Source organism: Calothrix sp. NIES-2098, from assembly GCF_963875125.1.
Taxonomy (GTDB): domain Bacteria; phylum Cyanobacteriota; class Cyanobacteriia; order Cyanobacteriales; family Nostocaceae; genus Aulosira.
Map to the genome: position 1 here is coordinate 1,672,335 of NZ_CAWNKJ010000001.1, position 13,160 is coordinate 1,685,494.

Here is a 13,160-nt window from a genome sequence, read left to right on the forward strand (position 1 = left end):
GATTGTGTAACTTAAAGCAGAATAGCTTATTTGCACTGATTAATTGCATTAGTAAAAGTCCCATCCCACAGAGGCGTAACATTCACCTTAGATGGAATTACACCAGTCTTAGCAAAGGTATCTGCTACCCTTTGTTGAGAAGCGATCGCTTCCTTGGATACGGGACGAATTTGAGAACGGCGTTGTTGTAACCCCTCTTTAGCATCATCTAGAACTAGCTGGAGATCTACACCGATTGCTTGTGCATAGGCTTGAGACCAAGTTTCTAAATTCTTGTTGTTGGCTTCTCGCCAACTTTGAGCTTTTTTGAGCCGACAAAGAAAGTCACCAATTGCAGCTTTTTGATTTTGATCTGCGATCGCCTTTGGAGATGCGAAAATCAAAAAGTTACCACTAAGAATATTTTTGCCTGACTTTAATTCTCTAGCACCATCTTTCTTTGCTTGTTGAATGGAATAACCGTAGGTAGCCCAAGCATCTAAATCGCCTCTTCTAAAAGCTGAAAGTCCATCAGGAATAGTCAAGGCAACAGCATTAATATCTTTGAAGGAAAGCCCCACTTCTTCCAACATCTTGATGAGGAAATAATGGGCTGTAGTTGCTCGTATATAACCCACTTTTTTACCTTTAAGGTCGGCAACAGTTCTAGCTTGGGAATTTTTGGGTACAAGTAATGTTTGACCTATAGTCGGCCCTCTATTAGAAGCAATTAGCTTGACTGCGGCATTAGATTGAATCCCAAAAATGGGTGGTATCTCACTACCAGAACCCACATCAATTGCATTAGCATTGATAGCTTGTACTATCAAATTCCCGGCGGTAAATTCTTTAAACTCAACTTTATAGGGAAAGTTATCTTGTTTCGCTAATTTTAAGAGTAAATCCCAGCCACCTTTATATTTAGCAACGCGCAAAGTCACATTTGATAAATTTTGTTTTTGTTGAGCTACAGCAATATCTTGAATATTGCTTGCCGTCAACCCCACAATAGACAAGCTCAAAACTGAGCTAAAAGCGCATATAGCCGGAATAGTTTTAAATGAAACTTCTTGAGTTGGTTTTTTAGGTTTTGAAAAATTCAGCCAATTAGCGATAGATTTCAATGCAGGGAATTTCATAAATGACTCTATAGCCTCCTAATTCATGTTTGACAAAAATCTGTTTCATAACGACTACAAAGAAATCTAGTTTCCTTGTAATATCGAGAATCAATATTTATGCTGATTGCATTAGCAATAACTCCATCCTCTATGCAGCTATTAGCAGAATGGAATGATATGAGTTATTAGTTATCTCATTATTTTATTATTTTTTAAAAAACTACTGTAACATCATGTATTTACGTGTGTTAAATTAATATCTCATAAAAATCTATCTAAAGCAATAGATAATGAATCGATTTTTAATTTCTCAAATATCACTGAATTAGCATAAAATCTATCAGGACTTACTGCTGATATTTAAGGCACATTTGATAGTGGGGATTTTGAGATGGCTGAAGTATTACAATTACCAGATGCAGAAGACAGAGAAACCATATATATTGCCTTACTACCGCAAATTAAAAATTTAATTGCAGCAGAACAAGACTTAATTGCAAACTTAGCCAATATTACGGCTGTTTTACATCAAGCATTTAACTTTTTCTGGGTAGGATTTTACAGGCGGATTGATGATGAGTTAGTACTTGCCCCATTTCAGGGAACTTTAGCCTGTACTCGCATACATCTTTCTCAGGGTGTTTGTGGTGCAAGTGCTTCTCAAAAGCAAACAATTATTGTCCCTGATGTTGATTTATTTCCTGGGCATATTGCTTGTAGTTCTGCTTCTCGTTCAGAGATTGTAGTACCTCTTGAATACGCCGGAGAAGTGCAACTAGTACTTGATATTGATAGTGACCAAATAGATGATTTTTCTACTATAGATGCTTTTTATCTTGAGCAAATTATAGAATTAATTAAACAACGACATTTTGATAGTTTCAAACATAAGTACCAAGAATAGAAGTGGCTGTAATTCCAACTCCATTTTCATTAGAAAACAAAATTGCTCTAGTGACTGGCGGAAATCGCGGGCTAGGGCTAGAAATCGTCAAGGGGCTAGCTAATGCTGGGGCGTTTGTGCTGGTGAATGCACGCAATCAAGAAACACTAGATGCAGTAGTGGCTGCGGTTACTGCATTGGGTGGAAAAGCCGCACCCTTGCAGTTAGATATTACTGATGAAACCGCAGTTGACAAAGCATTCATCGAGATTCAAGATAAATACGGGCGCTTAGATATCCTCGTCAATAATGTAGGAATGCGCGATCGCCGTCAGTTATTTGAATTTGAACTCAATGCAGTGCGTCAGCTAGTTGAAACTAATTTGATTGCGCCTTTTAATTTGAGCCGCAAAGCTGCAAAGCTGATGATAGAACAAAAAGAAGGCAGAATTATCAATATTACTTCCATCGCTGGGCCGCTTGCAGATGCAGGTGACGCAGTTTATACAACAGCTAAAGGCGGGCTGGAAGCTCTAACCCGAACCCTAGCGGCTGAATTGGGCGGCTATGGCATTACTGTTAATGCTGTAGCACCAGGTTGTTTTGCTACAGAAACTAACGCAGATTTAGCCGCCGATCCAGAAATCGCTGATTGGCTGAAAAAACGTACTTCCCTTGGACGTTGGGGAGATCCCAAAGAAATCGCTGGTGCTGTGGTTTTTCTAGCTTCTAACGCTGCATCTTATGTGACTGGTCAGATTTTAGCTGTTGATGGTGGATACTTGAGCCATTTGTAAGCAATAACTTAAATCTGCGATCAAAGCGATCGCTCTTTTCCTTGTGATGAGAAGAGGAAGAAAATAGCTCAAGAATAACTTCTTCCTCAGTTTCCTCTACGGACGATTTCCAGAGGGATATTGATGCCCTAAGATAGGATGGGGTGTGTAAGGTTCTTCTAAAAATTTGAGTTCGTCTTGAGAAAGCTCTAAATCTACAGCCTCCGCAGCTTCTTTGAGATGTTCTATCTTACTAGCGCCAATGATGGGAGATGTCACACCTGGTTGATGTAATAGCCAAGCTAAAGCAATTTGTGTCGGTTTAACGCCTCGTTTTCCAGCTAATTCAACGACGCGATCGACTACTTTAAAATCAGAATCTTGATAGTAGAGATTGTGAGCAAATTCGTCAGTTTTTGCCCGCAGAGTTTCGCCATATTCTGATTTACTGCGATTTCCGGCTAAAAATCCCCGCGCTAAGGGACTCCAAGGAATAATACCAAGTCCTTGATCGAGGGCGAGGGGTATGACTTCTCGTTCTTCTTCCCGATAAACTAGGTTGTAGTGATTTTGAATTGAGACAAAACGAGAAAAGCCATGAATATCTGCTGTATAAAGAGCTTTAGCTAATTGCCATGCAAAAACGCTAGAAATTCCTAAATAACGGACTTTACCAGCTTTGACAATATCATGCAGCGCTTCTAGAGTTTCCTCAATTGGTGTTTCATAATCCCAACGGTGAATTTGGTACAAGTCTACATAATCTGTCTGTAGTCGCCGCAAAGAAGCATCGATACTGTCAAAAATATGTTTGCGAGATAGTCCTTTATCATTCGGCCCGTCGCCAACTTTACCATGTACTTTGGTAGCAATTACAACTTGATCTCGTTGAGCAAAGTCTTTCAAGGCGCGCCCAACAATCTCTTCACTCGCGCCCAAAGAATAGACATCGGCGGTATCAAAGAAGTTAATTCCCAAATCCAAAGCCAGTTTGATAAATGGGCGACTTTCTTCTTCTTCTAATACCCATTCGCGTAATTTCCGAGAGCCATAAGTCATCGTACCCAGGGTAATACGCGATACTTTTAGTCCAGTTTTGCCAAGATTTACATATTTTGTCATACTACCTGCTCTACTTTTTGTTGAAATGCTTAATAACGTTGTGTGCGATTTTGCTATAGCCTTTTAACCATGATTTCCCTAGATAATTGCAGGGCTATAAGCATGACGTTGCAAAAACTAGTATAATACTACTTTAACTTAATCGATTTACCGGAGTTAATAAATATAAGATTAAAAATTGCATATAAATGATAAATAGGGAACAGTATATCGGGAAATATTTAACAGAGGCGGGTTTTGGCAAAATATCCTAGAGCAGAAGAGCGATCGCACCCAGCATAGAATCGAAACAGAAGCTCAGGAGCATAGTAAAAACTATCTCTACTGTGCAAATTTAAAGATAAATTCTATAACATAATCCGGTTAAACTATAGAATTAACGTATATTAAAATTAATCTAGCTATAATAAACTCAACTAAATTGATATTTAATGTTAAATAACATACACATTAAAGTACTAGTTAAAACTTAAATATATTGGTTTTATGAGAAAACACAACATTAGGTACAGAGAAAAAATGTGTCTAATTACTCTGCCTAAAGATTTGATAATTTGTTTTCTCTAAATATAAAAACAAGACTTTAGTCAATTGATTTTAGCTATGCTAATATTTAGATAGACTAATATTAGTGGAAAAAATATTAGTGTTTGTCGTTTTCGTGAGTTACATCTCCTTGTGTTGAGGGGCTAGAGGTGATGATGTACCTCATGCATATCTTTATGAAAATACAGGATGCATCAGAGTAGTTATCAGTTTTATCGGAAATGCTATTGCATTAGTTCCTGTTTTTGTAATTTTTCAGCAATTAATTCCCATAAAATTTGTCTTTCACTATCTAGAAAGATAGGTAGAAACTAGAAAGCAAAATGCCTAAGTAATGAAAATAGGAGATAGATAGGAAGAAAATAATACTCCTAACTTCTCATTACTGGCTGTTTTGTAATCATCTTCAACACTAGGAGAAGCATGAAAAATACTCAAGTAGTCATTAAAGAAACACTTAGCGAAACAGTTTGCAAAGCTAACCAGAAAAAACTTCATGCTAAGAAAAAACTCACTTGCAACAAACCACCACAACCAGGTTCAACCCAAGGAAATTGCCCTTTTGATGGTGCAATGGTTTCTGTAGGCGCTATTACTGATGCTGTTCATTTAGTACATGGTGCTGTTTCTTGTACTCACAATCCTTGGGCAAATCATGGTAGCCTTTCATCAGGCTCGCAGTTATACCAAACTGCTTTTACTACCGATTTTAGTGAGGGTAATATCGTTTTTGGTGGAGAAAAGAAACTCTATAAAGCGATTGTAGATGCTGCTCAACGCTATCATCCGGCTGCTATTTTCGTTTATGCTACTTGCTTGTCTGCTTTGATTGGTGATGATATTGAAAGCGTCTGTCAACTAGCTAAACAACAAATTAATATTCCTGTTATCTATGTCAATGCGCCGGGATTTCTTGGGAGTAAAAATTTAGGGAATCGCATCGGTAACGAAGTTTTATTAAATGCTGTCATTGGCACAGCCGAACCTGAATTTAGTACACCATTCGATATTAATATTGTTGGTGACTATAACGTTGCAGGTGAAACTTGGAATATCTTACCCTTATTTCAAAAAATGGGAATTCGGGTTCTCGCCAAAATTACAGGCGATGCGCGTTATCAAGAAGTTTGTTATGCGCATCGTGCAAAATTAAATGTAGTGCTTTGCTCAAATGTAGCCATCCAAATGGCACAAACTATGGCAGAACGCTATGCAATTCCTTATATTGAAGAATCTTTTTATGGTGCGGCTAACTTAAACAATTGCTTGCGGAATATTGCAACACAATTAAGTATCTCTTTGGGAGATAATATTGTTGCTTATGAATTGCAAGAACGTACAGAAAAGTTAATTGCTCAAGAAAATGCTGCTCTCGATATTGCTTTAGCTCCTTACCTTGCTGATTTAAAAGGAAAGCGCATTCTGCTTTCTACAGGTGGTGTCAAAAGTTGGTCGTTGATATTAGCTGCCCAAGACTTAGGAATGGAAGTTATAGCAGCTACAGATGGCAAAACCACAGAAGAGGAGAAAGCTAAAATTAAACAATATCTTGGTACAGATGGAATGCTTTTATCTGATACAACTCCCCCAGAAATATTAAAGGTGTTAAACCAAACCAAAGCCGATATTTTAATTACTGGGGCTGGCAATAAATATACAGCACTCAAAACGCGAATTCCGTTTTTAGATATTAACCATGAACGTCACCATGCTTATGCTGGTTATGCAGGTTTGGTAGTATTAGCACGCGAATTACATGAAGCCTTGTATAGTCCTATATGGCAGCAAATTACCAAATCTGCTCCTTGGGATGACAAAATCAGTTATCAGCTATAGGCACAAGTTTCTCCTGTACAGTTAGGTGTCATGAATCATCTCCTATGTACCTTTTGGTTAGTGGGAGATGTTTTTTTATAGAAGCCAGGCTTTTATAAAATAAAAGCTACTTTTTCACTGAATTTTAGATTTTAGATTGAGTATATTTTAATCAGAGACCATTTATAAAGTAAATCTTAAGTAGGGTGTGTTACGGCTATGAAAGGATTTCAGACTTAGAGACAATGAAATTTAGCCGTAACGCACCGCCGCATGGATGGTGCGTTAGGCGCTATGATAGTTATTTCGGTAGAAATTATATTGGAAATCAGCGCCTAACACACCCTACAGTAATTTAATTTTTACTTTATAAATAACCTCTCACAATCTAAAATCCAAAATTCATTTATCTGTCAATCCAACGTCTCACAGTTGCCAATTGTGTAGAGAACCATAACGCACCTAAAATGCTTATACTACCACAGACAATTAAGGCATGAGTCGCACCAAATTTGTCAGCTAAAGTTCCAGCTAGCAAATTTCCAAAGGGGATTGTACCCACCGTTGCTAAAGCATAAAAACTCATAACTCTTCCACGCTTATCCTCAGCAACTAGGGTTTGAATAATCATATTGCTACTTGTAATTTGTAGGATGCTAAAGCAGCCTGTAAACACCAGTACGATGATGGAAAGCTCGACTTGACGCGATAGTGAAAAGGATATCAGACTTAAACCGATCGCAACTTGAGATACTACAATTACACGCTCTAAGCCTCCAATCCCTCGCCGCATACTTAAATACACACAAGCCAGGAACGAGCCAATGGGCGCTGAGGTGCTGAGGTGTGCCATTGTAGTTGCATCTCCATTTAAAACCTTAGCCGCAAAAACAGGCATAAGTGCAATATGAGACATCCCCACTAAACCATTTAAAGTCAGCATGAGTAACATGACTTTAATGGCGTAGAATTGGCGGACATATTCAAATCCCTCCCATAATTTCAGCAACGTATCTCTAATACCACTAAGAGCTTCCATCGGTCTAACTGGTAGCCGCATTGCTAGTATGGTGAGGATAGCAGGAATATAGCTGAGGGTATCGTAGAGAAAACAGTATTCTACCCCTAAAGTAGCTATCAAAATCCCGCCCATAGCAGGCCCCAATACTAAAGAAGAACTTAACATGACTGAATTTAGCGCGATCGCATTACTCCAATCAGCGCGATCGTCTACGGTTTCAGTAACGATTGTATGACGCACGGGCATATCTAAGCCCTTCAGCAAACCATTGAGAACACTCAGTACCAATAGGCTAGGAAAAGTAATCCATTTAGTGAAAGTCAGAATTGTTAACGCCAAGGAAACGCTAATTCCCAATATCTGCACCAACATTAACAAGTCACGACGACTCCAGCGATCGGATAATATCCCCGAAAAGGGAATCAGTAATAACGTAGGTAAAAATTGAACAAACCCTGCAACCCCCAACAACCAAGCAGACTTAGTCAAATCGTATACTAGCCAAGGAATAGTTAACTGCTGGGTCATAAATGTCCCAGACATTGATAGTAACTGTCCTCCAAAAAACAGGCGAAAATTACGCCAGCGTAAAGCAGGTAAATAATGGTACGTGATGTTACTAATGCTTTCCCCGAATTGTCTATGCCAAATTTTCATGAGGAAAATTTCATTATGGTCTACTAATAATTAGATTAACTAATGATTTTAAAATAATCACTATTTGCTTGTCTGTCCGCCCTAACACTTTTGCCTACTGGATATTGGTAGAGAAAAATCTAGACCAGAGTTTGTATGCAAATATAGGAAATTCCTATTTGGCGATTGCATACTACGTTAAATCTATCGAGATAATGTATGATAATCTCAGTTATGCTCCCAGCATAGGAATGTTGTTAGTAAATATTGGGTATCGGCAACATTTCTCAGGAAATAGGCGAGTGTGAACACCTCCTGACAGATAAAACTCTGGAGAATCTTCATGGGCTATAAACATATAGAAGTTAAACAGGTAGCTGGTTTCATCGGTGCAGAAATCGGCGGTGTAGACCTTTCCCGCTCTCTTTCTGACGAGCAAGTCCAAGAAATTCGCAAAGCATTATTAAAGTGGAAAGTCTTATTCTTTCGTAATCAGAACATCGATCATGCTGCCCAGGTCGAGTTCACATCTCGTTTTGGCGAAGTGACTTTCGCCCATCCCTTGGGAGAACCTGAACCAGTTCCCGGATTTCCTCAACTTAAACCTGTAGACCGTAAGCTTTATGAACGCCAGTATGGTTTCCGCACTGGCGGCCCTTGGCACACAGATGTTACAGCAGCTATTAACCCACCAGCCGCATCAGTTTTACGCGCAGTGACTGTTCCTAGTTTTGGTGGTGATACCCAATGGAGTAACCTTGTTGCCGCTTATGAAGGACTCTCCGCACCACTACGCGCTTTAGCAGATACATTAAAAGCAGAACATCGCTTCAATGGCAGGGGATATGAAACCCGCAACAACAAATTTGAAGAGCGCATTGCAGTTAATCCCCTAGTTTCCATTCACCCAGTGGTCAGAGTTCATCCTGAGACTGGTGAACGTGCTTTGTTTGTTAACCCTGGCTTTGTCTCCCGCATTGTGAATGTCTCCCCAGACGAGAGCAAGTATTTGCTAGAGTTGTTCTTTAAGCAAGTCACTAAACCTGCTTACACCGCCCGCTTCCGTTGGAACAACGGTGATATAGCTTTCTGGGACAACCGCGCCACGGTGCATTTAGCTCCGCAAGATTTGGATCATTTGGATGTGGAACGTCTGCTTTATCGCACCACCATCACAGGTGATGTTCCTGTAGGTGTTGATGGTTCTCGTTCCGAAGTGGTTCATGGTGAAGCCTTCAGCGCTGAAGTACCAAGTGTATTCAAGCAAAAAGCTGAGTCTCAGGCAGCACAACCAGTGCTTTCATCAAACTAAGTTTTGAGTCATGAGTGCTGAGTAAATTTAAAAATACTCAGTACTGACAATACCTTAGCCAATTTACGAGGGTTTAACGGCTGTAGAAACATTGTGAATACGACCGAGAGAGGTAAGTTTGGCAAAAATCTGGGCTAATAAAATAGGCTCAGGCTGTTCGGGAAGCATTTTTAACATTTCACGAACATATCGAAAACCACGACAGTAAGCTTTAAGATCAACAATGCCAGAGCCGGGATTATCTTGACGGAACTGAGCTAGAAGATAATGGGACAAATTGACCATGAAAAAAGAAAGATTAGCAGCGTTAGTCACCGCAGTTTGTCCGAGATTCATAAAATCTTCCAATCCCCAAAATTGTTTGGCATCACGAAAATTAAATTCGAGTTGGAAACGTAGTTTGTAATAGTCGATGAGCTTTTCATATGACAAAGTTAGGTCACTAGTAAATAAAATTACGTGACTGCGTGCATTAGTTTTTAGATTGGTTTTCACCAAAATTACTATATTCTCAAGCGATGTGCGACTTAATATTCTGTAACAAGATCGTCGAACTGAAGTGGGTCACAATTGTGGCGATTAAGCCAGAAACAGACAGTAGGAGCTAAAATCTTGCGATTGAGACGACTGGTAAGATGCCACATATCTCGCTTCTCGAATCTTCTCTATATGAAATCTCTCAACTAATTGACCAATTACTGTTTCAATTAGGCGGCGAAAGTGCTGCATTAATCGAACTGAAGATTGACTACGAGATTCAGACATATTAGAACGCAGAGGGGTTTGTAAATTAATACCCACTCTTTCAAGTTCTCCTGACAAAAACTCTGCCACTACTTCCATTGTTAAAACTTCACTCTCTCCTAAACTGGGAGCAAAACCTCGTCTCTTAATTGGGTAGATCTGGGTGATTTCAATCAGCCCGTCGTCAACACAGCAAAATACAGCAATGATAAACTCTTCAATAGAAAACATTTTTCCCTCATTCCACTAACTGGTAACGATTTTCTCGCTCCAGTGCGGATTGTGGGAATTTTCTTTTCAATCGTTCATACACCAAACTTGTGTAACGAAACAATAAGTCGCACATCGCGTTATATATGATACAGTTTCTACAGCTGAAATTAGTCTTTGATGGTTGGTAAGCAATCAGTATCAGCTGTAGGAAATACCTAAAGCGATCGCGCCCGATAGGTAGATTTTGAGCAAATTTATCTCTCACTAACACAGGGAGTATTAAGTTAGCAGTTGTTTGTCTGATGTATTCATCAAGCTGTGCAGAGATAAAAAACATGATAAATTTTTACGTCAGCCAAAGTATTGGAGAGAATCGTGATTACCGAAGAAGCCTTAGCCTATCAGTTTACGGCAATTTTTGAGCAAGCTCACCCACGAGTATGGGAGTTATTGCGTCACTGTTATATCCGAGTAATTAATCCTTACTTAACACGAGCACGCATTCTGCATCCACTATATATTGGTCTTTACTGTCCCGATAAAGCGATCGCTGCTGTAGCATCAAAGAAAAAATTGCTGATCCACTGTCAAGCCTCAAGGAAAATCATCCTCAGTTGTGGTTAGACTTGCTTTGGATTTCGACACAATCATAACGATCGAGTTCATTTCTAAATTCTTATGTATCAGCCAGTGCATCCTGATGATTTACCTTCAGATCGGACAAATAAACTCAGTGAAATACTGCTCAGGCAACTTGAAGCTAAAATCAAGCATAGCTTTCATCAAAGCTGCGATCGCATAACACGTATTGTCTTATCAAATTGCCATTGGTATTTCCGAATTAATTCTGGGATTCTGATGTTGATTTTGGTTTGCCATGATATAGAAGCCTATCAGAATATTACGACAATTATCCCTCAACTTGCCGAGCAATTACAACACTTTGCTAACAAAGCAATGATTAGCGTCAGTCCGCCTATCGCCAATGGTATACCGTTGATAATCAATGTAGAGCATCTCTTATCTGAAGAAGACTACCCTAGCAATTGAAATGGTTTTTTGTCTTCAGGATATGTCTTTCTTTACCCTCAGCAAGTTGCAACTTTTCTGCTGATGACTTAGTAATAATTGATTTGAAATTTGAATTATAAAATCCAAGCAATAATTACTCCATCAAAATTAAGCGTAGAGGATCTAGACGCAAATACCAAGGAAAAGGCTGGTCTTTTATGCTTACCCATTTTTCTTTGAAAACTTCTGCTTGCAAATGGTAGTCTTGAGGATGATTAGCAGCAGAATGTAGTTTTAAAAACAAGGTCATCCGGTGAGGTGTTTCACTAGTTCTGGCTAACCAACAAGGAAAGGTATTTTCCTGGTTGGGTTCCTTGGTAAAGCTGATTTGATGGGCACGAATACCAACATGAGATATATTGTGAGGAATTCCTTCCATAATTTGGAGGTTACAGCCCCAATCAGGAGCTTCAACTTGGCCCGATCGCAATAGCAATGCCGAGGAAAAGTTCTTACAACCCGTGATTTGGGCAACACTCACAGTTGTAGGACACTCAAAAATATCGTATTTAGAACCATATTGAACAGCTCGACCATGTTCTAAAACCAACAAATTAGGGCAAACTCGGTAAGCTTCTTCCATGTTATGGGTGACAAACAATGCTACGCCTTGGTAATGAGCTAGAGTCTGGGTCATTTGCTGTTCTAGTTGACTTCGCAGGTGGGTATCGAGTGCAGAGAAAGGTTCATCCAAAAGTAATGCTTCTGGTTGAGAGGCTAAGGCTCTTGCCAATGCTACGCGTTGTTGCTGACCGCCAGAAAGTTGGTGCGGATAGCGATCGCCTAATCCTTGTAACTGCATTGCTAATAATTGCTCTTCTACCTGTACCCGGATACTGCCATGAGATAATCCTCTAGGTAAGCCAAACGCAATATTTTGTGCCACTGTCATGTGTGGGAACAATGCATAATTCTGCACTAAAAAACCGATACGGCGATCGCGGCTGGGTAAATTAATTTTTTGTTCGGAATCAAACAGTACTTTGCCATTGAGAACAATGCGTCCTTTGGTTGGTGTTTCTATCCCAGCAATGCAACGCAGAATCATGCTTTTACCAGCACCAGAACCTCCCAACAATCCTAAGGGTTGCTCATCGGTATTGAAAGCAACTTCAAGATGAAAACTCGGCAGTGTTTTTGTGATATCTACATTTAGTCCTACGGTCGAGGAGATTGTAGGCACAACAGATGATTCATGCACTTGTGTGTTTTGTTTCCGTACTCTTGTTTCCCTGTTTCTGTTTCTCCCTTTCTCTCGCCACTCCTGCCAGAAGTTGACGGCAATAATTCCCGATAGCGAAATCACCATAATTGCGATCGCCCAAAACCAGGCTTCATCCATTGCTCCTGCTTCCACAGCAAAATAAATTGCCATTGGAATCGTTTGCGTTTGTCCGGGTATGTTACCCGCCAGCATTAATGTCGCACCGAATTCACCCAAAGCACGAGCAAACGCCAGAGTTGTCGCTGCTAAAATTCCCGGCAGTGCTAAAGGTAAACTAATGCGCCAAAAAATTGTGGACTCGGTTGCTCCCAGAGTTCTGGCTACTCGCAGTAGATTATTATCAATTTGCTCAAAAGCCCCTAATGCTGTTTTATACATTAATGGGAAGGAAACGACTGTCGCTGCGATCGCTGCACCATACCAAGTAAAAACAATGCTGAAGTCAAACGGCTGCATGAGTTTCCCCACAGGCCCATTCTTGCCAAAAAAGATCAATAACAAAAAACCAACAACTGTAGGAGGCAAAATCAATGGCGCAACAAAGATGCCTTCAATCAGTGATTTTGCTTTGCCTCGATATTCCAGCATCCAGTAGGCAGCAGCAATACCCAAGAAGAAGGTAATAAATGTGGCAAGTAATGAAGTTTTCAGCGATATCCACAGAGGCGATAAATCCGATGCCATAGTTTTTTGGTT

Annotated in this window: 10 protein-coding genes and 2 pseudogenes; 6 read left to right on the forward strand and 6 right to left on the reverse strand. The window is 39.8% G+C overall.

The window, feature by feature from the left end:
* Positions 1-26: 26 nt before the first annotated feature.
* A complete protein-coding gene (locus tag AACU33_RS06935) occupies positions 27-1,118 on the reverse strand; it encodes an ABC transporter substrate-binding protein (RefSeq protein WP_096587768.1) in 1,092 nt (363 codons plus the stop codon).
* Positions 1,119-1,491: 373 nt separating this feature from the next.
* Here AACU33_RS06935 and AACU33_RS06940 point away from each other — a divergent pair, with 373 nt between their 5' ends.
* Positions 1,492-2,004 (forward strand): GAF domain-containing protein, encoded by a 513-nt coding sequence (locus AACU33_RS06940; protein WP_096587770.1) that lies wholly within the window; start codon positions 1,492-1,494, stop codon positions 2,002-2,004.
* Positions 2,005-2,006: 2 nt separating this feature from the next.
* Positions 2,007-2,780: an SDR family oxidoreductase gene (locus AACU33_RS06945; protein WP_339375813.1), complete on the forward strand. Its 774-nt coding sequence runs from the start codon at positions 2,007-2,009 to the stop codon at positions 2,778-2,780.
* Positions 2,781-2,876: 96 nt separating this feature from the next.
* Here AACU33_RS06945 and AACU33_RS06950 read toward each other — a convergent pair whose 3' ends face one another.
* Complete coding sequence (locus AACU33_RS06950; RefSeq protein WP_096587771.1) at positions 2,877-3,881, reverse strand: aldo/keto reductase; 1,005 nt, start codon at positions 3,879-3,881, stop codon at positions 2,877-2,879.
* Positions 3,882-4,850: 969 nt separating this feature from the next.
* Here AACU33_RS06950 and nifE point away from each other — a divergent pair.
* Positions 4,851-6,263: a nitrogenase iron-molybdenum cofactor biosynthesis protein NifE gene (gene nifE, locus AACU33_RS06955; RefSeq protein WP_096587772.1), complete on the forward strand. Its 1,413-nt coding sequence runs from the start codon at positions 4,851-4,853 to the stop codon at positions 6,261-6,263.
* Positions 6,264-6,648: 385 nt separating this feature from the next.
* On the opposite strand, the gene AACU33_RS06960 is transcribed toward nifE, so the two are convergent.
* A complete protein-coding gene (locus AACU33_RS06960; RefSeq protein WP_096587774.1) occupies positions 6,649-7,920 on the reverse strand; it encodes an MFS transporter in 1,272 nt (423 codons plus the stop codon).
* A 322-nt stretch (positions 7,921-8,242) separates the two neighbouring features.
* Between AACU33_RS06960 and AACU33_RS06965 the strand changes: the two genes are divergently transcribed.
* Positions 8,243-9,211 carry a TauD/TfdA dioxygenase family protein gene (locus AACU33_RS06965; RefSeq protein WP_096587776.1) on the forward strand — a complete coding sequence of 323 codons (969 nt, stop codon included), beginning with the start codon at positions 8,243-8,245 and terminating at the stop codon, positions 9,209-9,211.
* A 63-nt stretch (positions 9,212-9,274) separates the two neighbouring features.
* On the opposite strand, the pseudogene AACU33_RS06970 reads toward AACU33_RS06965, so the two are convergent.
* A pseudogene (locus AACU33_RS06970) lies at positions 9,275-9,721 on the reverse strand (IS4 family transposase); the annotation flags it as partial.
* Positions 9,722-9,738: 17 nt separating this feature from the next.
* Positions 9,739-10,186: pseudogene (locus tag AACU33_RS06975) on the reverse strand (hypothetical protein).
* A 357-nt stretch (positions 10,187-10,543) separates the two neighbouring features.
* On the opposite strand from AACU33_RS06975, the gene AACU33_RS06980 reads away from it, so the two are divergent.
* Positions 10,544-10,792: a hypothetical protein gene (locus AACU33_RS06980; RefSeq protein WP_339375814.1), complete on the forward strand. Its 249-nt coding sequence runs from the start codon at positions 10,544-10,546 to the stop codon at positions 10,790-10,792.
* Between the two features lie 54 nt (positions 10,793-10,846).
* Positions 10,847-11,218, forward strand: a complete 372-nt coding sequence (locus AACU33_RS06985) for a hypothetical protein (RefSeq protein WP_096587778.1) — start codon at positions 10,847-10,849, stop codon at positions 11,216-11,218.
* A gap of 115 nt (positions 11,219-11,333) precedes the next feature.
* Here AACU33_RS06985 and modB read toward each other — a convergent pair whose 3' ends face one another.
* Complete coding sequence (gene modB / locus AACU33_RS06990; RefSeq protein WP_096587780.1) at positions 11,334-13,148, reverse strand: molybdate ABC transporter permease subunit; 1,815 nt, start codon at positions 13,146-13,148, stop codon at positions 11,334-11,336.
* Positions 13,149-13,160 lie beyond the last annotated feature (12 nt).

Bases quoted from the DNA above. Each gene is read 5' to 3' on its own strand.
- AACU33_RS06965 (WP_096587776.1), top strand. From the start codon at position 8,243: ATGGGCTATAAACATATAGAAGTTAAACAGGTAGCTGGTTTCATCGGT.
- AACU33_RS06950 (WP_096587771.1), bottom strand. From the start codon at position 3,881: ATGACAAAATATGTAAATCTTGGCAAAACTGGACTAAAAGTATCGCGT.
- AACU33_RS06960 (WP_096587774.1), bottom strand. From the start codon at position 7,920: ATGAAAATTTGGCATAGACAATTCGGGGAAAGCATTAGTAACATCACG.
- AACU33_RS06935 (WP_096587768.1), bottom strand. From the start codon at position 1,118: ATGAAATTCCCTGCATTGAAATCTATCGCTAATTGGCTGAATTTTTCA.
- nifE (WP_096587772.1), top strand. From the start codon at position 4,851: ATGAAAAATACTCAAGTAGTCATTAAAGAAACACTTAGCGAAACAGTT.
- AACU33_RS06985 (WP_096587778.1), top strand. From the start codon at position 10,847: ATGTATCAGCCAGTGCATCCTGATGATTTACCTTCAGATCGGACAAAT.
- modB (WP_096587780.1), bottom strand. From the start codon at position 13,148: ATGGCATCGGATTTATCGCCTCTGTGGATATCGCTGAAAACTTCATTA.
- AACU33_RS06940 (WP_096587770.1), top strand. From the start codon at position 1,492: ATGGCTGAAGTATTACAATTACCAGATGCAGAAGACAGAGAAACCATA.